Annotated in this window: 24 protein-coding genes, 2 tRNA genes and 1 other annotated feature; of the genes, 23 read left to right on the top strand and 3 right to left on the bottom strand. The window is 34.9% G+C overall.

Annotated features, from left to right (window positions below):
• The first annotated feature begins 14 nt into the window (after positions 1 to 14).
• The 11 genes from CYJ72_RS05890 (at position 15) to CYJ72_RS05940 (ending at position 8,458) form a co-directional block, all read left to right on the top strand.
• Entirely contained in the window at positions 15 to 1,148 is a 1,134-nt protein-coding gene (locus CYJ72_RS05890) for a PIN/TRAM domain-containing protein (RefSeq protein WP_101813779.1), read from the top strand.
• Position 1,149: 1 nt separating this feature from the next.
• On the top strand, positions 1,150 to 2,625 hold the full coding sequence (gene gltX / locus CYJ72_RS05895; protein ID WP_101813778.1) for a glutamate--tRNA ligase: 1,476 nt from the start codon (positions 1,150 to 1,152) through the stop codon (positions 2,623 to 2,625).
• A gap of 60 nt (positions 2,626 to 2,685) precedes the next feature.
• Positions 2,686 to 4,113 (top strand): cysteine--tRNA ligase, encoded by a 1,428-nt coding sequence (gene cysS, locus CYJ72_RS05900; RefSeq protein ID WP_284628614.1) that lies wholly within the window; start codon positions 2,686 to 2,688, stop codon positions 4,111 to 4,113.
• Positions 4,113 to 4,523 (top strand): Mini-ribonuclease 3, encoded by a 411-nt coding sequence (locus tag CYJ72_RS05905; protein WP_101813776.1) that lies wholly within the window; start codon positions 4,113 to 4,115, stop codon positions 4,521 to 4,523. Before cysS ends, CYJ72_RS05905 begins: the two co-directional genes overlap by 1 nt.
• On the top strand, positions 4,520 to 5,308 hold the full coding sequence (rlmB, locus tag CYJ72_RS05910) for a 23S rRNA (guanosine(2251)-2'-O)-methyltransferase RlmB (protein WP_066125031.1): 789 nt from the start codon (positions 4,520 to 4,522) through the stop codon (positions 5,306 to 5,308). Before CYJ72_RS05905 ends, rlmB begins: the two co-directional genes overlap by 4 nt.
• A 19-nt stretch (positions 5,309 to 5,327) precedes the next feature.
• Entirely contained in the window at positions 5,328 to 5,870 is a 543-nt protein-coding gene (locus CYJ72_RS05915; RefSeq protein ID WP_078755132.1) for an NYN domain-containing protein, read from the top strand.
• Between the two features lie 37 nt (positions 5,871 to 5,907).
• Entirely contained in the window at positions 5,908 to 6,513 is a 606-nt protein-coding gene (locus tag CYJ72_RS05920) for a sigma-70 family RNA polymerase sigma factor (protein WP_284628621.1), read from the top strand.
• Between the two features lie 135 nt (positions 6,514 to 6,648).
• On the top strand, positions 6,649 to 6,804 hold the full coding sequence (gene rpmG, locus CYJ72_RS05925; RefSeq protein WP_071407821.1) for a 50S ribosomal protein L33: 156 nt from the start codon (positions 6,649 to 6,651) through the stop codon (positions 6,802 to 6,804).
• Positions 6,805 to 6,823: 19 nt separating this feature from the next.
• Positions 6,824 to 6,997 (top strand): preprotein translocase subunit SecE, encoded by a 174-nt coding sequence (gene secE / locus CYJ72_RS05930; RefSeq protein WP_284628624.1) that lies wholly within the window; start codon positions 6,824 to 6,826, stop codon positions 6,995 to 6,997.
• A 99-nt stretch (positions 6,998 to 7,096) separates the two neighbouring features.
• Positions 7,097 to 7,642 (top strand): transcription termination/antitermination protein NusG, encoded by a 546-nt coding sequence (gene nusG, locus CYJ72_RS05935; RefSeq protein ID WP_071407823.1) that lies wholly within the window; start codon positions 7,097 to 7,099, stop codon positions 7,640 to 7,642.
• 6 nt (positions 7,643 to 7,648) lie between these two features.
• On the top strand, positions 7,649 to 8,458 hold the full coding sequence (locus CYJ72_RS05940) for a hypothetical protein (protein WP_489639030.1): 810 nt from the start codon (positions 7,649 to 7,651) through the stop codon (positions 8,456 to 8,458).
• A gap of 1 nt (position 8,459) precedes the next feature.
• Here CYJ72_RS05940 and CYJ72_RS05945 read toward each other — a convergent pair whose 3' ends face one another.
• On the bottom strand, positions 8,460 to 9,437 hold the full coding sequence (locus tag CYJ72_RS05945; protein WP_101813433.1) for an IS30 family transposase: 978 nt from the start codon (positions 9,435 to 9,437) through the stop codon (positions 8,460 to 8,462).
• A gap of 477 nt (positions 9,438 to 9,914) precedes the next feature.
• On the opposite strand from CYJ72_RS05945, the gene rplK reads away from it, so the two are divergent.
• The 4 genes from rplK (at position 9,915) to rplL (ending at position 12,238) form a co-directional block, all read left to right on the top strand.
• Positions 9,915 to 10,340: a 50S ribosomal protein L11 gene (gene rplK, locus CYJ72_RS05950; RefSeq protein ID WP_066125045.1), complete on the top strand. Its 426-nt coding sequence runs from the start codon at positions 9,915 to 9,917 to the stop codon at positions 10,338 to 10,340.
• A gap of 84 nt (positions 10,341 to 10,424) precedes the next feature.
• Positions 10,425 to 11,114, top strand: coding sequence for a 50S ribosomal protein L1 (gene rplA, locus CYJ72_RS05955; RefSeq protein ID WP_066125047.1), 690 nt, complete (start codon positions 10,425 to 10,427; stop codon positions 11,112 to 11,114).
• Between the two features lie 57 nt (positions 11,115 to 11,171).
• Positions 11,172 to 11,296 (top strand) — a sequence feature (ribosomal protein L10 leader region).
• Positions 11,297 to 11,325: 29 nt separating this feature from the next.
• The gene (gene rplJ / locus CYJ72_RS05960; protein WP_066125049.1) at positions 11,326 to 11,832 is read left to right on the top strand and encodes a 50S ribosomal protein L10; all 507 of its coding nucleotides are present in this window, start codon (positions 11,326 to 11,328) and stop codon (positions 11,830 to 11,832) included.
• A gap of 40 nt (positions 11,833 to 11,872) precedes the next feature.
• Positions 11,873 to 12,238, top strand: a complete 366-nt coding sequence (gene rplL, locus CYJ72_RS05965; protein ID WP_066125051.1) for a 50S ribosomal protein L7/L12 — start codon at positions 11,873 to 11,875, stop codon at positions 12,236 to 12,238.
• 143 nt (positions 12,239 to 12,381) lie between these two features.
• On the opposite strand, the gene CYJ72_RS05970 is transcribed toward rplL, so the two are convergent.
• Together CYJ72_RS05970 and CYJ72_RS05975 are read right to left on the bottom strand one after the other, a co-directional pair.
• The gene (locus CYJ72_RS05970) at positions 12,382 to 13,437 is read right to left on the bottom strand and encodes an ISL3 family transposase (protein ID WP_284628633.1); all 1,056 of its coding nucleotides are present in this window, start codon (positions 13,435 to 13,437) and stop codon (positions 12,382 to 12,384) included.
• Positions 13,419 to 13,739: a hypothetical protein gene (locus CYJ72_RS05975; RefSeq protein WP_284628634.1), complete on the bottom strand. Its 321-nt coding sequence runs from the start codon at positions 13,737 to 13,739 to the stop codon at positions 13,419 to 13,421. The genes CYJ72_RS05970 and CYJ72_RS05975 overlap by 19 nt, the downstream gene beginning before the upstream one ends.
• 247 nt (positions 13,740 to 13,986) lie before the next feature.
• Here CYJ72_RS05975 and CYJ72_RS05980 point away from each other — a divergent pair, with 247 nt between their 5' ends.
• The 8 genes from CYJ72_RS05980 (at position 13,987) to CYJ72_RS06015 (ending at position 19,779) form a co-directional block, all read left to right on the top strand.
• Positions 13,987 to 14,682: a response regulator transcription factor gene (locus CYJ72_RS05980; RefSeq protein ID WP_101813774.1), complete on the top strand. Its 696-nt coding sequence runs from the start codon at positions 13,987 to 13,989 to the stop codon at positions 14,680 to 14,682.
• 133 nt (positions 14,683 to 14,815) lie between these two features.
• The gene (locus CYJ72_RS05985) at positions 14,816 to 15,823 is read left to right on the top strand and encodes a sensor histidine kinase (protein WP_284628636.1); all 1,008 of its coding nucleotides are present in this window, start codon (positions 14,816 to 14,818) and stop codon (positions 15,821 to 15,823) included.
• On the top strand, positions 15,824 to 17,137 hold the full coding sequence (locus CYJ72_RS05990) for a D-alanyl-D-alanine carboxypeptidase family protein (RefSeq protein ID WP_101813772.1): 1,314 nt from the start codon (positions 15,824 to 15,826) through the stop codon (positions 17,135 to 17,137).
• 11 nt (positions 17,138 to 17,148) lie between these two features.
• Positions 17,149 to 17,670: a peptide-methionine (S)-S-oxide reductase MsrA gene (gene msrA / locus CYJ72_RS05995; protein WP_066125059.1), complete on the top strand. Its 522-nt coding sequence runs from the start codon at positions 17,149 to 17,151 to the stop codon at positions 17,668 to 17,670.
• 81 nt (positions 17,671 to 17,751) lie between these two features.
• A tRNA-Thr gene (locus CYJ72_RS06000) sits at positions 17,752 to 17,824 on the top strand.
• A 37-nt stretch (positions 17,825 to 17,861) separates the two neighbouring features.
• Positions 17,862 to 17,947, top strand: a tRNA-Leu gene (locus CYJ72_RS06005).
• A 711-nt stretch (positions 17,948 to 18,658) separates the two neighbouring features.
• Positions 18,659 to 19,207 carry an ECF transporter S component gene (locus CYJ72_RS06010; protein WP_180764834.1) on the top strand — a complete coding sequence of 183 codons (549 nt, stop codon included), beginning with the start codon at positions 18,659 to 18,661 and terminating at the stop codon, positions 19,205 to 19,207.
• A gap of 104 nt (positions 19,208 to 19,311) precedes the next feature.
• Positions 19,312 to 19,779 (top strand): CtsR family transcriptional regulator, encoded by a 468-nt coding sequence (locus tag CYJ72_RS06015; protein ID WP_101813770.1) that lies wholly within the window; start codon positions 19,312 to 19,314, stop codon positions 19,777 to 19,779.
• Positions 19,780 to 19,786 lie beyond the last annotated feature (7 nt).

Below are 19,786 nucleotides of genomic sequence, written 5' to 3' on the forward strand. Positions count from 1 at the left end.
AAAGGAGGTAAAAGATGTTTAAAAAAATTATTACAGCTCTTTCGATGTTAATTGGTTTAAGTTTTGGTTTAACCATTGCGCCATCTTTGTGGAAAGGAATACCTAATGCGCCGATTTGGATGAGTAATCTCTATGTGAATGCTATTATTTTTATTATTGTTTTTATGTTATTAGGGATGACACTTTCTCCATATATCGAAAAAGGAATTAAACGATTAATCGAATGGGTTAATAACTTAGCTACATCAAATTTAATATTAGGAACGATTGGTATTTTTGTAGGATTATTAATTGGTTATTTATTTTCATTACCATTTAATAGTCTAAATATACCTTTTCTAAATTCAACATTACCACTTATTTTTTCAGTTACTTCCGCTTTAGTAGGGTATCAAACAGCGATGAGTCGTAAAGAAGAATGGGGGAAATTAATTAATAGTAGACAAAATGTTAAAGAAACTGCCTCTAATCAAGATTCACAGTTGCTAGAGCGTAAAGCGAGTGATAATATGTATAAGTACAAGTTACTCGATACAAGTGTTATTATTGATGGACGTATTGTAGATATTGTAAGGACCAATTTTATTGAAGGGGTCTTAGTAATTCCTAATTTTGTATTAGAAGAATTACAATTTATTGCCGATTCTGCCGATTCCTTAAAACGATCAAAAGGTCGTAAAGGTCTTGATACCTTAAATATGTTGCAAAAAGAAGCACTTATTCCGATTGAGTTTTATGAAGGTGATTTTGAAGAAATATCAGAAGTCGATAGTAAATTAATTCGATTAGCCAAATTAATGGATGCTGCGATTGTCACAAATGATTATAATTTAAATAAAGTTTGTGAATTTCAGAATGTGAAGGTGTTTAATATTAATGCTTTAGCCAACGCCATTAAACCAGTGGTTATTCCAGGTGAACAAATGTATGTTCAAGTAATAAAAGATGGTACTGAGCGCAAACAAGGCGTCGCTTATCTAGATGATGGAACGATGATTGTGGTAGAAGATGGTCAGTATTATATGAACGAGTGGATCCATGTTATTGTGACAAGTGCTTTGCAAACAGCAGCAGGGCGCATGATTTTTGCTAAACCGGCCCACTCACATGGTAGAATAGAAACTAATGATAAAAAGGGAGTTTTATAATATGAGTCAAAAGATTCGTGTTCGTTATGCACCAAGTCCAACAGGAGATTTACATATAGGGAATGCTCGTACAGCCTTATTTAATTATTTATTTGCTCGTCATCACGGCGGAGAATTTATCATTCGTATCGAAGATACAGATTTAAAACGTAATTTAGAGCATGGTGAACAAAGTCAAATGGATAATCTTTCTTGGTTAGGAATTGATTGGGATGAATCCCCAGAAAAACCAGGTGAATACGGACCTTATCGTCAATCAGAACGTCTGCACATTTATCAACCACTTATTGAACAATTATTAGCTGAAGATAAGGCTTATAAATGTTATATGACAGAAGAAGAATTAGAACAAGAGCGTGAAGCGCAAAAAGCTAGAGGAGAAATGCCTCATTATGGTGGTCAACATGCTCACTTAACTAAGGAACAAGAAGCTGCTTTTGAAGCTGAAGGACGGGTTCCGGTTATTCGTTTCCGTGTGCCAGAAAATGTTGTTTATGAGTTCGATGATATCGTTAAAGGACCCATTACTTTTGAATCCAAAAATATTTCTGGCGACTGGGTCATTCAAAAACGAGACGGAATGCCAACCTATAATTTTGCGGTAACAGTCGATGATCATTTCATGAAAATCACTCATGTATTACGTGGGGATGATCATATTGCCAACACCCCTAAACAAATGATGATTTATGATGCATTTGGATGGGAAGTACCAAGATTTGGGCATATGACTTTAATCGTGAATAGTGAGACCAATAAAAAATTAAGTAAACGCGATGGTGGTATTTTACAATTTATCGAGCAATATCGTAACTTAGGTTACTTACCAGAAGCAATGTTTAACTTTATTACATTATTAGGTTGGTCACCAGTTGGCGAAGAAGAAATTTTCTCACATGATCAATTAATCGACTTATTTGATGAAAATCGTTTATCAACTTCACCGGCTGCATTCGATGCTAAAAAATTAGAATGGATTAACAATACTTATGTAAAACAGGCTCCACTAGAAAAAGTAGTGGAATTGGCCTTACCACATTTGAAAGCAGCAGGCAGAGTCAGTGAAAATCCATCTGCAGCAGAAATGGACTGGGTGACTAAGTTAGTCAGTTTATATCATGAACAAGTATCATACGGTGCTGAAGTCGTTGAAGTATCTGAACTTTTCTTCAGAGATGAGCTTCATATTGATGAAGCAGCTAAAGCAGAATTAGCGAATGAGACCGCACCAGTTGTTATCCAAGCCATGCGTGAACAATTAGTGAATTTAGACGAAGCAGATTTTACTGCTGAAAATATTAAACCTTTAACCAAAGCAGTACAAAAAGCAACAGGTGTTAAAGGACGCCAGTTATTTATGCCAATTCGTATTGCGGTCTCAGGTCAAATGCACGGACCGGAATTACCAAGTGTGATTGAAGTTCTAGGAAAAGAAAAAGCAATTAATCATATCGATCAAGTGTTAAATTTAATATAATCAATAGAGTGAAGCCTGTCACATTTTTGACAGGCTTTCTTGATAGAAACGGAGAATATTATGGCCATTCAAATTTATAATACTTTAACCAGAACCAAAGAAATTTTTAAACCGATAGTAGAAGGAAAGGTAAATTTTTATGTTTGTGGTCCCACTGTTTATAATTTTATCCACATTGGTAACGCAAGAAGTGCCGTCTCATTTGATACTATCCGTCGATATTTAATCTATCGTGGTTATGAAGTGAATTACGTCAGCAATTTTACTGATGTGGATGATAAAATTATTAAAGCGGCTAATGAAGAAGGAATCACTCCTGAAGCGATTGCCGACAAATACATTCAAGCTTTTAAAGAAGATACCGCCGCAATCAATGTCATGCCGGCTACCCTTCATCCACGTGTAATGGAAAATATTAGCGATATTATTGAATTCATCCAAGTGTTAATCGAAAAAGGTTATGCGTATGAATCATCAGGCGATGTATATTTTAAAACATCTTCATTTGATAAATATGGTCAATTATCCGACCAAAGTATTGATGAATTATTAGTGGGTGCGAGTGAGCGAGTTCAAGATTTAATTGCGGAAAGAAAGAATGATCCGCTTGATTTTGCTCTATGGAAACAAGCAAAACCTGGAGAAATTCATTGGCATTCACCTTGGGGTGAAGGACGCCCAGGATGGCATATCGAATGTTCCGTAATGGCAACGAAATATTTAGGGGAGACGATTGACATTCATGGAGGGGGCCAAGATTTACAATTTCCACATCATGAAAATGAAATTGCTCAATCTGAATGTGCTACAGGGCATACATTTAGTAACTATTGGATGCACAATGGATTTGTGACGATTGGTCAAGACGATGAGAAGATGAGTAAATCGTTAGGGAATTTTGTACTATTACGTGATTTAATCAAGGAAGTCGATCCATTAGTGGTAAGATTTTTATTAGCTACGGTCCATTACCGTCGACCTTTGCGTTTTGATGAAAAATCAATTCATGATGCGACCATTAATTTGGAACGCTTAAAAGAAGTGAATCGTCGTCTAAAACATCGTTTAGAAGATGCAGTAGCACAGGATTTAACAGAACAAGACCAACAATATAAACAAGCAATTAGAGAAAAAATTGAACAATTCGAAGCTGAAATGGACAATGATTTTCAAGCTGGGAATGCCTTAACTGTTATCTTCGATTTAACCAAAGTAATGAATAAGTACCTTGAAGCATCAGTGGTTAATCGTGAAGTGATTGAATGGATGCAATCTAAGTTTGAGCAATTAATGAGTATCTTTGGTATTATTTTTAAAGAAACAGAGACTTTAGAAGAAGAAATTGAACAATTAATCGAAGAACGTAATCAAGCACGTAAAGAACGAAATTTTGCAAAAGCGGATGAGATTCGTGATCAATTAAAAGCACAAGGAATCTTATTAGATGACACGCCTCAGGGAACAACTTGGAAAAGAGTGACACCTTAATGACCGAGATTAATCCATTTGACTTATTAAACGGTGCGGCCTTAGCTTATGTGGGGGACGCTGTATATGAACAGTTTGTGCGCAAACATGTGATTCAATCAGGACAAACGTCCCCTAATAAGTTGCATCGTGCTGCGATAAAATATGTATCAGCTGAAGGCCAAGCAAAAGTTATGAAAAGCTGGATCGATTCAGAAGAACGATTATCAAAAAAAGAGATTGAAATTTATAAAAGAGGTCGTAATAATAAAGCGAATACCAAGGCAAAAAATGCCTCGATTGGCGATTATCGTCAAGCGACAGGCTTTGAAGCACTAATTGGTTGGCTCTCCTTAACTAATCAAGTAGAGCGATGTACTGAGTTAATGACTTTAGCAATTGAATATATTGAAAATGAGGAGAATAAATGAAACAACATCAACACTCTGAAAAACGATCGAAATCAATCGAAAAAGAAGAATATTCTGAAGTTTTATTCGGACGTCATGTCGTAATGAAAGTTTTCAAAGAGAAAAAACAAATAAATAAATTATTTATTCAAAAAGGACTGACGGGAAGCGGGGTTAAAGATATACTGAGAGCAGCGAAACAACAAGGAGTCGTTTTTATCGAAGTCCCAAAAACTAAATTAGATGAATTAACTGACAATGGGAATCATCAAGGTGTGGCAATTACCTTGCCGCCATTTGAATATAAAACACTTGAAGACTGCTTTCAATTGGCACAAGAACGTGAAGAAGCTCCATTTTTATTAATTTTGGATGGCATAGAGGATCCGCACAATTTAGGTTCAATTCTAAGAACAGCTGAAGCCACTGGTGTTCATGGTGTCATTATACCGAAAAGACGTGCCGTTGGATTAACCGGTATCGTGGCGAAGACCTCAGCAGGTTCAATTGAAAAAGTACCAGTAGTGCGTGTGACCAACATTGCTCAAACAGTCGAATTATTAAAACAAAAAGGTGTCTGGGTTTTTGCAACCGCCATGTCAGGTGAAGATATGCGTACTTGGAATAGCGAAGGAGCCATTGCACTCGTTATTGGTAATGAAGGCCAAGGAGTTTCACAAAATGTGATAGCAGCTTGTGATGGGACAGTCACTATTCCGATGACTGGAACCACTCAAAGCTTAAATGCTAGTGTAGCAGCAGGTGTTTTAATGTACGAAGTGGCGCGCAATCGACTAGGTAAGTAGAATATATGGAGGTGGTCACATGCTTAAGAAAAAAGATATCCTATTTGTCGACGGTTATAATATGATAGGGGCATGGCCACATCTAGCGAGCTTGATGAAAAAAGATGAATTAGCGCTAGCTCGAGATACCTTATTACAGGAACTATCTAATTTTAAAAAAGTAAGAGGCTATGATGAAATTTTTGTGATTTTTGATGCCTATTTAGTTCCCGGGATTACACAAAGATACGATGAGTACGATCTTCAAGTTGTGTTCACTAAAGAAGGGGAAACGGCGGACTCATATATCGAAAGAGAAGTTAATCAATATATCACACCTCTAAATAGGGTAGTCGTTGCAACGAGTGACTATGCCGAGCAATGGCTAATTTTTCAACGAGGTGCGTTAAGACAATCGGCAAATGAATTAGCAGTGGAAATTTCTTATACAAAACAGCAACTTAAAACTGAAATTTCAACGTATTATAATGGAATGCTAAGAAGAAGAAGCCCATGGCAAATTGAACAGTTAGCAGATTTAGACCGTTTGAGACGTGAGCTAGAAACGAAAAATAAAGAATAAATGAGGATGCATTTCTCCAATTGAATGGAGGATAATCATGCGTTTGGACTACTTAAGCAATGAAGAATTAGTGGTAATGTTACAGGCCGAGTTTGATGACGAAGCATTTAATGAATTATTTTATCGTTTTACACCTTTATATCGAAAATGTTTCAGACAGTACCCTATTATGGGGTTTGAATTGGATGATTACTTTCAAGAAGGACGCATTGCGTTAATGTTAGTGATTGAACACTATGATATCGAGGGAAAATATTATGTTGCCAGTTATTTTGCGAGAATATATGAAAATCGTTTAATTAATTATTTAAGGAAAATAATGGCAAAAAAGCGTGAAAAACAACTAAATCTCCTATCATTAAATGAACCGGTGAGTTTAGTTGATGGCAAAAATGAAGTGTATACTTATGGAGATTTATTATTTGAAGAGGGTCCTGATACCCTCGAATGGGTAATCGCAAAAGATGCTCTTGAACAATTAATTGAAGATTTATCTGAATTAGAAAAAATGGTTTTTATCTATCGTATGATGGAAGAAGATAATAGTGTGTCTAATATTGCTAAAAAAATGAACGAAGATAGAAGAGTGATTGAAAATGCTCTAGCACGTTGCCGAAAAAAATGTCGACAGCATTTTAGATGACAAAGGGGATAAAGCAATCCTTACACAAAAACAAAATAACCAAACATTTAACGCAACACCTTTTATTCTATCTTGACAAAAAAGTAATTGATTTATATCATATAGTGGTAAGTAAATCGATGGGGAGGAATTGCTATGGCACAACAAAAGAAAACGGCTTTAGCGTGTACGGAGTGTGGCCAACGCAATTACCACATGACTCCAACACAATCTGGAAAAAATGTCCGTTTAGAAATTAAAAAGTTTTGTAGATATTGCAATAAACATACAGTGCATAAAGAAACGAAATAGTTAGGATGGGAAGATAACGATGGGATATATTAAAGGTGTTTTCGAAGAATTAAAAAGAGTTAATTGGCCGTCTTTAGGCGAAGTTAACAAATATACATGGACAGTTATTGTCATGATTATTTTGTTTGGTTTATATTTTGCAGGTATGGATACTGTATTTGCTAATTTAATTAGTTGGTTAGTATCATTATAAAATAGTTTTCAAATTAAAATTTTATCTGTATAATAGAGTTAAAGCAAAAACCTACAAGCCGTAGGTTTTTTATTATGGAAATAAGTGAGGGGAATTGTGATGGAAGCAAAAAAAGAATGGTATGTACTTCATACTTATTCAGGTTATGAAAATAAAGTTCGAGAAAATATTGAATTACGTAAAGAAAGCATGAATATGGAAGAAAATATTTTCAGAATTGTGGTACCGGAAGAAGAAATAATTGAAGTAGTCGACGGAGAGGAAAAGAAAAAAGTAGCTAAGACATTTCCAGGTTATGTATTAATTGAAATGGTGATGTCTGATCAAGCTTGGTTTATTGTACGTAATACACCAGGAGTGACAGGTTTTGTCGGATCTCACGGTGCTGGAAGTAAACCATCGCCTTTATTAGAAGAAGAAATGGATCAAATCTTAGGTGATGTCGAAACGCCAGTACAACGTGTCGAATTGAATGTAAAAGTTGGCGATTATGTTGAAATTGTGGAAGGAGCTTTCTCTGGATTAAACGGTTCAATTGTTGAAATTGATCAAGAACATCAAAAATTAAAAGTTTTACTGGAAATGTTTGGCCGTGAGACTGAAGCCGAAATCGAATTCCATCAAGTTAAGAAACAAGATATTTAATCTACTATGAATGAGATATTTAAAAGAATTCCGATTATTTATCCATTATTACTAGGTTTCACGCTAATAATAATAAGTTTGGCAATTTTTCCAAATATGATGATACCATCTTTGGAAAACCTTCAAAAGCTATTCGAATCATTATTGATGCCTCATAAAAATTATTTGTATATTGGTGCAATCAGCATGTTTTGGCTGATTACGAATTTACTTTATATTGAATACTTCTCAAAGAATCAACGCTTTAAACAAATCTTTGATCACCAATTGAAAGAAATAGTCAGTATTGGTTGCTTAATGACAATTTTTTGGATAGTGAGTTGGTTGAATCATTCCTTATTATTGTCATTAATATTTATTGCGGCTGCGACTAATTATCTATTGAAAGGGATTCGAATCATTAGCCAAAATAGTCAATTACGACAAAATAATTGGTTAATTAAATTTCCAACTGGATTTTTTGTTGGTTGGTTAATATTTGAAACCGTTGTGACTTTATTCGCTTATATGAAGTCAGTTGGCATCACATTTACTGGCATGTTATGGGTGATTGTGGCCATTATGACGGTATTGTTATTAGCTTTATTTTCAAGTTATTATTATGCAAAATACGGTAATGGTATGATGATGATTGCAATCATACTGGGTGTGTTTGGATTAACCATTCAACATCATAATAAGCAATATCCTTATGCCAACAATATGATTTTTATCTGTACACTGGCGATAGGAGTAATGATGGTAGCATTATTTATCTATCTAACACACTTAAAGAATCAACAAAATCAAAAATCAAGAGGCAAATTTCAAGTTTAAATTAGCCAGCGTACATCATCTCAAATGGTGATTTGTAGTTGAACATTCTTTTCGGATAATGATTAATCCAGTTTTCAATTTTCTTTACTTCTAATTCCGTTACATCTGTTGTTCCTTTAGGTAAAAACCGCCTTATTAGTCGATTGTGGTTTTCGTTTGTTCCCCGTTCATATGAACAATAGGGATGGGCATAATAAATATGCTCATAAGGAAAGACTTCATGCAGTCTAAAAAATTCAACACCATTATCCGCAGTAATTGATTTAATCGCATATTCATTGAGTATATCTAATAAAGCATTATTGACGGATGCCGCCTGTTTATTCGGAATCAGTCGAATAATTTGATGGCGTGTCCGACGATCGGTTAATACGAGTAAACATTTATTGGTCTTGCGCGTTAGAATCACGGTGTCAATTTCATAATGACCGTACTCACCACGCTGATTAATGACTTCCGGACGCATTTCTATGGATTGACCTTTCACTCTAAATTGCGAGCTAGTATTCTTACGTTTTTTCTTTGATTTACGTGGATAAAGTAAGTCATTCGATGTTAAACCTAAATGTCCGTTATGAATCCAATAGTAAATCGTTGAAACAGGAACGTTGACAAGATTAGAATGAACGATCATTTCTGGTGAATATTTCATTTCGGTCAGAAAATGAACGAGTGTTTCTTTGGTTTCCTTATCAAGTGACACTTTGCGGCCACACTTGTCACGCTGTTTTAAATACTGAGAATGAGCATACTCAGCAGAATAAATCTTTTTGAAGCGACCTTTTCTCACTTGTTGAAGCACAAGCCCTCTTTTGATTTCATTATGAATCGTTTGAGGGGCTTTATCTAGAAGACGCGCAATTTCACGATTAGACTTACCACTATGGTGCCAACGCTCAATATTATGACGATCGTCCAAGGTTAAATGTTTATTTCGGGTCTTGCTTTCTGCTGAAAATGAATTATAATGATGATACATCTTAAAACGTCCTTTATTCTGGTTTTGTCACTACAATAATAACGTTTTGAGATGTTTTTTTCTATACTTTTTCTATACCGTAGCACTTGACTGAATCATCGAATCGGGTGCGGGGTCACTCCCCGACCTTCCGCACTTCGCTTAAATTTTCGGTCGAGTCATTTAGCTTACCCGATTCTCCCATTAAGTAAAGTGCTACTGTTGTATTGAAAGCCATAAAATAGTTCCCCTCCCAACCGCAACTAGCAGCTTTATTTTCAATCATAAAAATGGGGAGGATTCACAATTTAAGTGGCTAATTTAATTTTAGAACTTTCAATCAAAAATCAAGAACAGATATTGAAAAATAATACTTTCTTCTTGCTTTCTAACACGTTATATGTTAGTATACTTGGGTGCGCAAGTACGCACAATGAGTGGGAGGAAATGGTTTTCCATAAACCACATCACGAATAAAAAGATATAGGAGGAATTTTCGTGGCTAAAAAAGTAGTAAAACAAGTTAAATTACAAATTCCAGCCGGCGCAGCAAGTCCAGCTCCACCAGTAGGTCCAGCTTTAGGTCAAGCGCAAGTTAACATTATGGGGTTCTGTAAAGAGTTTAACGCTCGTACACAAGATCAAGCAGGATTCATTATTCCTGTAGTGATTGATGTATATGAAGACCGTTCGTTTACATTTATCACTAAAAAACCACCAGTACCAGTATTATTGAAAAAAGCAGCTGGTATCCAAAAAGGTTCTGGTGTACCAAACAAAACAAAAGTAGCAACTATTACAAAAGCACAAGTTCAAGAAGTTGCTGAAACTAAAATGGAAGATTTAAACGCAGCTAGCGTAGAAGCAGCAATGCGCATCGTTGAAGGTACTGCTCGTTCTATGGGTATCACTGTCCAAGATTAAGCGCAGTGTAGTTTCTCGCCCCGTTTTCTATCGGGTGTGGGAGGTCAAACCGTTATAACCACAAGTATAGGAGGAAAATAAAAAATGGCTAAAAAAAGCAAAAACTTTAGTGCAGCTTTAGAAAAAGTTGACCGCACTAAAAAATATGACATGACTGAAGCTATCGCTTTAGCAAAAGAAATCGACTTCGCAAAATTTGACGCGACTGTTGAAGTTTCATACAATTTAAACATTGACGTAAAAAAAGCTGATCAACAAATTCGTGGGGCTATGGTATTACCACACGGTACAGGAAAAACTTCTCGTGTTGTAGTTATCGCTCGTGGCGAAAAAGCTAAAGAAGCAGAAGCAGCAGGTGCTGATTTTGTTGGTGAAGCTGACTTAATCGATAAAATTAACGATGGTTGGTTAGACTTTGATGTGATGGTAGCAACACCTGATATGATGGGTCAAGTAGGTCGTTTAGGTCGTGTATTAGGACCTAAAGGATTAATGCCTAACCCTAAAACAGGTACTGTAACAATGGATGTTACTAAAGCTGTTGAAGACATTAAAGCAGGACAAGTTACTTACCGTGCTGACAAAGCAGGTATCGTAAACGTGCCAATTGGTAAAGTGTCATTTGAAGATGCTAAATTAGCAGATAACTTTAAAGCATTACACGATCAAATCGTTCGCTTAAAACCAGCTACTGCTAAAGGTACTTATATCACTAACTTAGCTTTAAGTACTACATTTGGCCCTGGAATTAAAATCGATCCAACAACAATTTAAAAAAATGAAAGTCAACCTCATTTAGGGGTTGACTTATAATATTCTTTTTTGTATTATATATAAAGTGTTAAACTACCGTAGACAGCAAGTGGCGAACGCCTTAATTTCTTGCCGAGGAAGTTCCGAATTTATGGATCTATCTCTCTGTGTCTAAGGTGACATAGAGATTTTTTTTGAAAATCTCTAGCTCAATAAGACGGAGGTGAAACTTATGACAAAAGAAACAGTAATCATGAAAAAACAAGCAGAAGTAACAGAAGTTGCAGAGAAATTAAAAGCAGCTGCATCAGTAGTCGTTGTAGACTCATTAGGTTTAACTGTAGAAGAAGTTACTAATTTACGTAAAGAATTACGTGAAAACGATGTTTACATGAAAGTTGTTAAAAACACAATTTTACGTCGTGCGGCAGTAGAAGCAGGTATCGAAGGTATGGACTCAGTTTTCGTAGGACCATCAGCTATCGTTTATTCTGAATCTGAAGTAGTGGCACCTGCTAAAATTGTTGCAGAATTTGCTGATAAAGTAGAACATTTATCAATCAAGGGTGGTTTAATTGAAGGTGAAGTTTCTTCAGCTGAAGATATTAACGCTTTAGCGAAATTACCAGACCGCGATGGATTATTATCAATGTTACTTTCTGTATTACAAGCGCCAGTTCGCAATACTGCATTGGCTATCAAAGCTGTGGCTGAATCTAAAGAAGACGACGCAGCATAATCAATTATTACTTATAAAAACATAAACGGAGGAAATATAAATGGCTTTAAATATTGAAAACATTATTGCTGAAATTAAAGAAGCAACAATTATCGAATTAAATGACTTAGTAAAAGCAATCGAAGAAGAATTTGGCGTAACTGCTGCTGCTCCTGTAGCTGTAGCTGCTGCTGGTGGTGCTGCTGCTGAAGAAAAAACTGAATTTGACGTTATCTTAGCATCTGCTGGAGACTCAAAAATCAAAGTTATTAAAGCAGTTCGTGAAGCTACTGGTTTAGGATTAAAAGAAGCTAAAGAATTAGTTGACAATGCTCCTAAAGCAATTAAAGAAGGCGTATCTAAAGAAGACGCTGAAGCATTAAAAGCTTCATTAGAAGAAGTTGGAGCTTCTGTAGAAGTAAAATAATCTTCGATAGATTATTATTTTATACAAATAAGAAAGGAATGATGGCAATCATCATTCTTTTTTTTGGGCTCTTTGTCAAATGGTGTGGGTCACGGAATTTTTGGTCGTTCAACACAATTGTGTTGAACGGCCGTTTTTTCTAATTAAGCGGTTTTCTTTGTCTTTGATTCTTTTTCTTGACTAAAATATAAAGGGCGATAGTCTTGGTTTGTGCAGTTCTTACTTAACAAAATATAGCGTGCTCTTAATCTTAAACGTCTAAAATTAGTATAACCGTGGCCAGTTCGTTTGATTGTTTTAATGATATTATTGGTTGCTTCCAGGTGTCCATTTGACAATGTGACGGTTAAAGCATTGGTAATATACTCTTGATAGCGTGTAATCGTGTTAAACGCTGTACGAATCACTTGACGATAGGAATATTTTTTTATTTCTTGAAGTTCATAATGAAACAATTCGACATCGTGTGTCATAATGGCATATTTGAAATCATTTATTTTTTCATAGGCATTTCTAAGCCCTATATCAAGCGTAAGTAGATATTCTACCATCATTTTTTCAGTCACTAATCCATCGAACAGGCGATGGGTTTGATAATTCTCAAAATCTAGATCTTCTCGGTTTTTAAGAAGTAATTTCCATAATTTTTTCAACTTATTATAATCACATTTCGAGGGTTTCTTTTTATACTGATTCATTACTTGAATCCTTAGGTTGTTAAGGGCTCTATTGAGTAATTGAATGATATGGAACCGGTCAATCACAATCTTAGCACATGGGAACAGTGTCTTTATCATGCTAATAAAGGGAAGATTCATGTCCATCGTAATCCATTCAACTTGACGGCGTACGTCCAATGGGAAACGGAAAAAATGTTTTTTGATATCCGCTTGTTGACGACTGTCTAATAAATCTAATATTTGGTGAGTAGAAGCATTGGCATAAATAAAGGACATTTCTGCTTTACATGATTTGGTTGTACGTAGTTCGTCAAATGATAAAGTGGTTGGCAGGGTATTCGTTTGTGGTTTCATCTGCGTTTCCAAGGAATCGAGTACTCTAAAGACCGTACTAATGGATACATAGGTATTTTTAGCAATCAGTGAAGCAGATTGTACGAGTCTCAATTGTTCTTTTACGAGTTGTTTTTGTAAGTTAGAAATCTGACAATTTGGCTCTACTAAATTGGTTTGTGCCATAAAGGTTTTCTTACACGCTTTACATATAAAACGTTGTTTTTTAGCAGAATTAATTTAGGACAGGCAAGAGAACAAGCATATTTTACTTTTACTTGCTTAAAGCCATGCTTCAAAATAGAGTTATTAATATTTTTTTGATGACAGCAGGGGCAAGCCACTGGGTCATAAGAAAGCTTAGCAGATACAGTCTGGTAAACGACACCGTTCAATGTAATGGAATCTTGATCCAAACATCCTTCAATAAAAGTGATATTAGGGTCTGTTATTTCAAGTAATTTTCTGATATCATCTGAATAGGTCATGTGAGTTCCTCTTTTCTAATAGTTTAGTCGCTAATTAGATTATATCGGAATTCCATGACTTTTTGTATTGATTTATAAAGGTGTGAATGAACAGAGTCATTTCTATAAATCCACACCAAAAAGTATAGAGCCTTTTTTTGCTATGAAATAAAATTTTCCTAAGAATTCTTTATTTTAAATGATTTTTTAACACTATTTTAAAAAAATAGGTATAATAGAGTAGAGTATTGAAGAAGGAAGTGAAGTGATGAATACAAAAATTTTAATCGTAGATGATGATCGTGAAATTGTGGAGTTGCTTAATATTTATTTACAAAACGAAGGTTACGAGGTTTTAAAAGCTTACAATGGTCAACAAGCGTTAAATATTTTAGAGGAAGAAACAAATCTAAATATGGTATTATTGGATATTATGCTTCCGCAAGTGGATGGTTTGAAAGTCTTATCATATATTCGAAAAAACCAAAAGAGCTTGCCTGTTATCCTGGTAAGTGCTAAATCATCAGATACAGATAAAATACAAGGATTAATTAGCGGTGCCGATGATTATATCACCAAACCATTTAATCCATTAGAAGTTGTTGCGAGAATTAAATCTATTTTAAGACGCCAACAAAATTATATGCAACCAGAAGTACCAGATACCATCATGGTCGGTCCACTGGAAATTAAGAAGGAATCTCATGAAGTTACCACTCTTTCTGGTGTTCAAATTCAACTTACCGCAATAGAATTTGAAATTTTATTTCTATTAGCGAGTCATCCTAATCGCGTATTTAGTGCGAATGAAATTTTTGAAGCTGTTTGGAATCAAGAAAGTGTTGTCAGTGCCAAAACGGTTATGGTTCACGTTAGTCACTTAAGAGATAAGATTGAGGAAGCGACTGGTGGTGAAAAAGTAATCCGTACAGTATGGGGTGTTGGGTATAAAATTGAAGCTTAGTCAAGATAAACTACCTACAGTGAAATTTCGACGACACGAAATAGTTGAATTAGTGTTAGAAATTTTACTTATCATGGGGGTACTTTACTTTTTATACTTGAGTGTCACACTCTTGTTTATTGAGGTCTTAAGTGTGCCTATAGGTATGTATGGTGAAGAAGAAATGACTGCTTATGAATATTTTAAGTTGACTCCTGCAAAGTTAGAATTAGCAAAACAATCTTTTGCTGTTGTGATAATTTTTTTAGGAATAGGACTGGCATATTGGCAGATGAAGCGTAAGATTTCTACTATCCACTTGAATCATCTTTTGGAATACTTAACTTATATTGCGAGAGGAAATTATCAATTAAGAATTCCAGATATGCAGGTTGATGAATTATCAGAAATTGTACGGAGTGTTAATTCTTTGGTTGATAGTACGGTTCATGCGATGGAGGAAGAACGTCGAATAGAAAAGACTAAAGATGAGTTAATCGCCAATGTGGGGCATGATTTAAGAACCCCTTTAACCTCTATCATCGGCTATCTAGGTTTAATTGAAAACAAACGGTATCATTCAGAAGAACAGTTACTAGAATATACGCATATTGCTTATAAAAAAGCAATGAGCATGCAAGTGATGGTTAATGATTTGTTTGATTACGCCGCTTCGAGATTAGTTTCATATGAAGTTACCCCTGAAGAAGTGCATCTAAATTTTTTCTTTGAACAACTGGCAGCAGAATTTGAATTAGAAGCAGCTGAAAAAAATATTGAAATTGAAATCAATGTGATGCCTAAAAACTTAATTGTTCATTTTGACCCAGAAAAAATGGCACGAGTATTTAATAACTTATTATCAAATGCGCTAAAATATGGACATGGTGCCACTAAAATAAAAATGAATGCTAACCAAATAGATGATGATGACCAGATTATTATGGATGTAGTCAATAATGGTGAGCTTCTAAAATTAGAAGAATTGGAAAAAGTTTTCCAAAGAAGTTATCGGGCAGATACCTCAAGAAATTCTGCTATTCCTGGGACGGGACTCGGTTTAGGAATCGCTAGAAATATTGTAGAGTTACATAATGGTATCATTTATGCTATGATTGAGAATAACGAAATGATATTTAGAATCGAGATGAGTAGATTATAAATGAAGATGATTAATAAGATATTGATTTTATTATTATCTGTATTCCTGGTGCTACCAAAGCATAGTTTAGTCAGTGCTCAAGAATTAAATATTGAAAATTTACCTGCTCAGTCTATTATGTTAATCAATGGCGATAATGGGCAGGTTCTATTTAATAAAAATTCCGAAGACCTTTTAGAAATTGGCTCCTTGTCTAAATTATTACTGCTATATATTGTTTTTGAACAAATTGAAACAGAAAAAATTAATTTAGAGGATATAGTCCCTATTTCTAATGCTGCTTATGAGCTCAGTCAAGATTATGATATACCGAACGTTCCTTTAAGACAGGATTTTTCATATACGGTAGAAGAGTTAATAACGGCGATCGCAGTAAAAAATGCGAATGGTGCAGCGTTGGCTCTAGTTGAAAAAATTGCATCCAATGAAGCAGATTTTATAAAATTAATGGAACAAAAGTTAAGTGAATGGCAACTTTCAAATTATCAATTTGTTGATAGTTTGGGGTTACCTAATGACTATGAGAGAGGTGTAGAAGAGTATCAAGGTCAAACTAATAAAATGAGTGCGGAGGCTATTATAACAGTGGCTTTCAGATTATACAAAGATTATCCACAATATTTAGAATATGCCTCGACTAAGGAATTAAATTTTAAGGCAGATACGGATGATGCTTTTCAAACAACAAGCAATAATCCATTATTAAAAGACACCAAACTGTCAGTCAATGGAATGTTTATTGGCTATGCTCCTCAAAATGGCTATAATCAAGTGATAAGTAGCACCGATCAAGAAACGACCTATTTAGCAGTAGTAATCGGGGTGTCAGAGAATCTAGAAGACCCCTATTATTCTGTTGAACAATTGATACAATATGCTCAGAGCAGTTTTGATACGAAGATTATTGTAAAAAAAGAGAGTTTGACGGAAGAAATCCCTGTTATAAATGTAGATGGTGGTACGAGAGATATCATACATTCTGTCTATACAGATGATTTCGTAATCAGTGTACCAAAAGGCGATAATCAATTAAACATTGATTATCAATTTATACCTAATGAAGAAAAAACAGGATACCAAAATTATATAACCGCTCCAATAGATAAAGGAGATTTTTTAGGAACATTAAAAATGGATTTTCAACATTATAACATCGAGTACTTACCAACGGCTCAAAACAGTGAAGTACAGGTAGTGGCGAATGAATCGATACCTGAAAAATCAATTTTTGGAAAATTTTTACAATCAGTAATGAGATTTATTATAACGATAATCGAAGCAATTCGAAAATTTTTTACTAACATATTTAATTAGAGGTGATATAGATGAGTCAAGAAGTCGCTATTTTTGCTGGAGGTTGTTTTTGGTGTATGGTACATCCATTTGATCAGTGGCCAGGAGTTATTTCAGTTGAATCAGGTTATACAGGTGGTCATGTTATGAACCCAAGTTATGAACAAGTAAAAACAGGAATGACTGGCCATACTGAAGCGGTAAAAATTACCTATGATCCAGCGATAATTCCTTATCAAAAGCTATTAGAAGTATACTGGTCTGTCATTGATCCTACGGATTTAGAAGGACAATTTGTGGATCGTGGCTCTTCGTATCGACCAGAAATATTTTACACAACTCCTGAGCAAAAAGAATTAGCTGAACAATCTAAAGAGCATTTAGATTTGAGTCAACGATTTTCAAAACCAATTGTAGTACCGATTACTGAAGCAACAGAATTTTTTGTTGCTGAAGATTATCATCAGGATTTTTATAAGAAAAATCCTACTCATTATCAACGGTATCGACAAGGTTCCGGAAGAGACCAATTTATTGAAAGATTTCAGCAATAATTCGTAAAAATGTCATAATTTGTATTGACAATATAGATGTAAATAAGGTATTATTAATCATGTTGTGAATCACATTCACAGGCCGGCTTAGCTCAGTTGGTAGAGCATCTGATTTGTAATCAGAGGGTCGAGGGTTCAAGTCCTTTAGCCGGCATTGATTAGTAATAATCAAAGGTTCCAAAATATCCTTTGCCGGGGTGGCGGAACTGGCAGACGCACAGGACTTAAAATCCTGCGGGTAGTGATACCCGTACCGGTTCGATTCCGGTCCTCGGCATCATTTAAACATTGACTTAACAATGTTTCTAGGCTTCAGTTGTAGTAGTAACTGGGGTCTTTTTTTATTACGTAATTGATTACGTATTAATAAAAAAACTCTTTAGTTTATAAATTATTAGTAGTATTAGTAGTCATTATGAATAATAATTCTTAAATGATTGCTCATGAGCTGGGCATAAACTTGAAAAATTAAATCAATTGATTGCTCGCTAATTAAAAGCGCAGTGGTTGAGTGGTCTCACCTGCGTCTTAAGATTTAGACATCATTTTGATAAATTGAATCAAGTTTATTGATCGGTAATTAAAAGCGGAGTGGTTGAGTGGCCTCAAATTGCGTCTTAAAGAAGTAAGGTATAAATTTGACAAATTCAATCAACTAATTGTTCGGTAGTTAAAAACGCAGTGGTTGAGCAGCCTCAACCTGCGTCTTTCGACTTGTTTGAGGCCTACTCAACTTTGCGGGGGTAGGCTGACGAAGCGAAAATTATTCAATTTTCTAATTCTGGCCTACTCCCAACTGTGCGGGGTGGGCAAACGAAGCGAAAATCATTGAATTTTCTACTTCTGGCCCACTCCCGTTATAATCATCAAAAAAATTGTTTATTTAATTAATATTTTGAACACAATTACTCTGTTTCCGGGTATAATAGTGAGTGAATATAAATAGATAAAAGCATTTTCGAATGTCGTAAGGAGTGGGAAAAAATTGGTGAAACAAAAAAGTTTTACATTATGGATTACGCAAGTTGCTTTATTAACAACATTATGTGTGGTGGGGAGAATTTTCTTTGCGTTCATACCGAATGTACAACCCGTTACAACTATTATCGCAATTGTGACCATTTTATTAGGTTTTAAAGATGGCGTTATCGTATCGTCTTTGACGATGCTAGTTTCAAATCTCATTTTGGGAATGGGGCCATGGGTCGTGTTACAAATTATAAGCTATCTTATCGTCGTTATTTTTGTCTACTTCAGCAATAGATTATTAGAAAAAATGGTAAAAAGAGATTATATATTATTTGGTAGCCGAGCAGTCGTTACCGGTATTGCAGGTATATTGTTTGGCTTTAGTATTTCGTGGTTGTGGACTTTTTTAATACAAGTAGAAAACTTTTGGGTTTATTATTTAAATGGTTTACCTTTTGATTTGGCTCATTCAGCTGGGAATGTGGTATTTTTTATCTTATTATTCCCATTATTGAATAAATTATTCCAACGATATGCTGTCAATTATCAAGGGTTAAAACAAAATTAGTCAAATAATGACCGAAATATAAGATTTTAAGTCGTTCCTCTTTTCAAAGAGGAATTATTATTGTATAATGGTCAAAGAAAGTCAATGTTAAAGGAGGCGAGACTGTGACCCAACGAAATATGACGGATATTATTGAAGCGTATTTAAAAGCGTATTTAGAAAATCAAGAACATCTTGAAATCAAGCGAAGTGATATTGCCGATCGATTTGATTGTGTTCCTTCGCAAATCAATTATGTTATTAATACCCGTTTTACACAAGAACATGGATACCTAGTGGAAAGTAAAAGAGGTGGCGGAGGCTATATCCGGATACTTAAAGTCCATTTGGTAGATGAAGTAGACGAAATCGATCAAATGATTGATTTAATTGGAAATCAGATAAGTCAGCGAAACGGGATCAATATCATCGAAACTTTAACAGAAAGAAAGATTATAACTCAAAGGGAAGCTGCTTTGATTTTATCTGTGATTGAAAAAGCTGTTTTACAAACAATAACGGAGGAAGAACAAATAGCGAGAGCTCAATTATTAAAAACTTTTCTATACCAACTCCGTTATACATACGAATAAGAGGTGA

The sequence above is a fragment of the Globicatella sanguinis genome (assembly GCF_002847845.2).
In the GTDB taxonomy this organism is placed as follows: domain Bacteria; phylum Bacillota; class Bacilli; order Lactobacillales; family Aerococcaceae; genus Globicatella; species Globicatella sanguinis.

Coding starts and splice junctions, on each gene's coding strand:
- CYJ72_RS05890 (WP_101813779.1), top strand. CDS start 15: ATGTTTAAAAAAATTATTACAGCTCTTTCGATGTTAATTGGTTTAAGT.
- gltX (WP_101813778.1), top strand. CDS start 1,150: ATGAGTCAAAAGATTCGTGTTCGTTATGCACCAAGTCCAACAGGAGAT.
- cysS (WP_284628614.1), top strand. CDS start 2,686: ATGGCCATTCAAATTTATAATACTTTAACCAGAACCAAAGAAATTTTT.
- CYJ72_RS05905 (WP_101813776.1), top strand. CDS start 4,113: ATGACCGAGATTAATCCATTTGACTTATTAAACGGTGCGGCCTTAGCT.
- rlmB (WP_066125031.1), top strand. CDS start 4,520: ATGAAACAACATCAACACTCTGAAAAACGATCGAAATCAATCGAAAAA.
- CYJ72_RS05915 (WP_078755132.1), top strand. CDS start 5,328: ATGCTTAAGAAAAAAGATATCCTATTTGTCGACGGTTATAATATGATA.
- CYJ72_RS05920 (WP_284628621.1), top strand. CDS start 5,908: ATGCGTTTGGACTACTTAAGCAATGAAGAATTAGTGGTAATGTTACAG.
- rpmG (WP_071407821.1), top strand. CDS start 6,649: ATGGCACAACAAAAGAAAACGGCTTTAGCGTGTACGGAGTGTGGCCAA.
- secE (WP_284628624.1), top strand. CDS start 6,824: ATGGGATATATTAAAGGTGTTTTCGAAGAATTAAAAAGAGTTAATTGG.
- nusG (WP_071407823.1), top strand. CDS start 7,097: ATGGAAGCAAAAAAAGAATGGTATGTACTTCATACTTATTCAGGTTAT.
- CYJ72_RS05940 (WP_489639030.1), top strand. CDS start 7,649: ATGAATGAGATATTTAAAAGAATTCCGATTATTTATCCATTATTACTA.
- CYJ72_RS05945 (WP_101813433.1), bottom strand. CDS start 9,437: ATGTATCATCATTATAATTCATTTTCAGCAGAAAGCAAGACCCGAAAT.
- rplA (WP_066125047.1), top strand. CDS start 10,425: ATGGCTAAAAAAAGCAAAAACTTTAGTGCAGCTTTAGAAAAAGTTGAC.
- rplJ (WP_066125049.1), top strand. CDS start 11,326: ATGACAAAAGAAACAGTAATCATGAAAAAACAAGCAGAAGTAACAGAA.
- rplL (WP_066125051.1), top strand. CDS start 11,873: ATGGCTTTAAATATTGAAAACATTATTGCTGAAATTAAAGAAGCAACA.
- CYJ72_RS05970 (WP_284628633.1), bottom strand. CDS start 13,437: ATGGCACAAACCAATTTAGTAGAGCCAAATTGTCAGATTTCTAACTTA.
- CYJ72_RS05975 (WP_284628634.1), bottom strand. CDS start 13,739: ATGACCTATTCAGATGATATCAGAAAATTACTTGAAATAACAGACCCT.
- CYJ72_RS05980 (WP_101813774.1), top strand. CDS start 13,987: ATGAATACAAAAATTTTAATCGTAGATGATGATCGTGAAATTGTGGAG.
- CYJ72_RS05990 (WP_101813772.1), top strand. CDS start 15,824: ATGAAGATGATTAATAAGATATTGATTTTATTATTATCTGTATTCCTG.
- msrA (WP_066125059.1), top strand. CDS start 17,149: ATGAGTCAAGAAGTCGCTATTTTTGCTGGAGGTTGTTTTTGGTGTATG.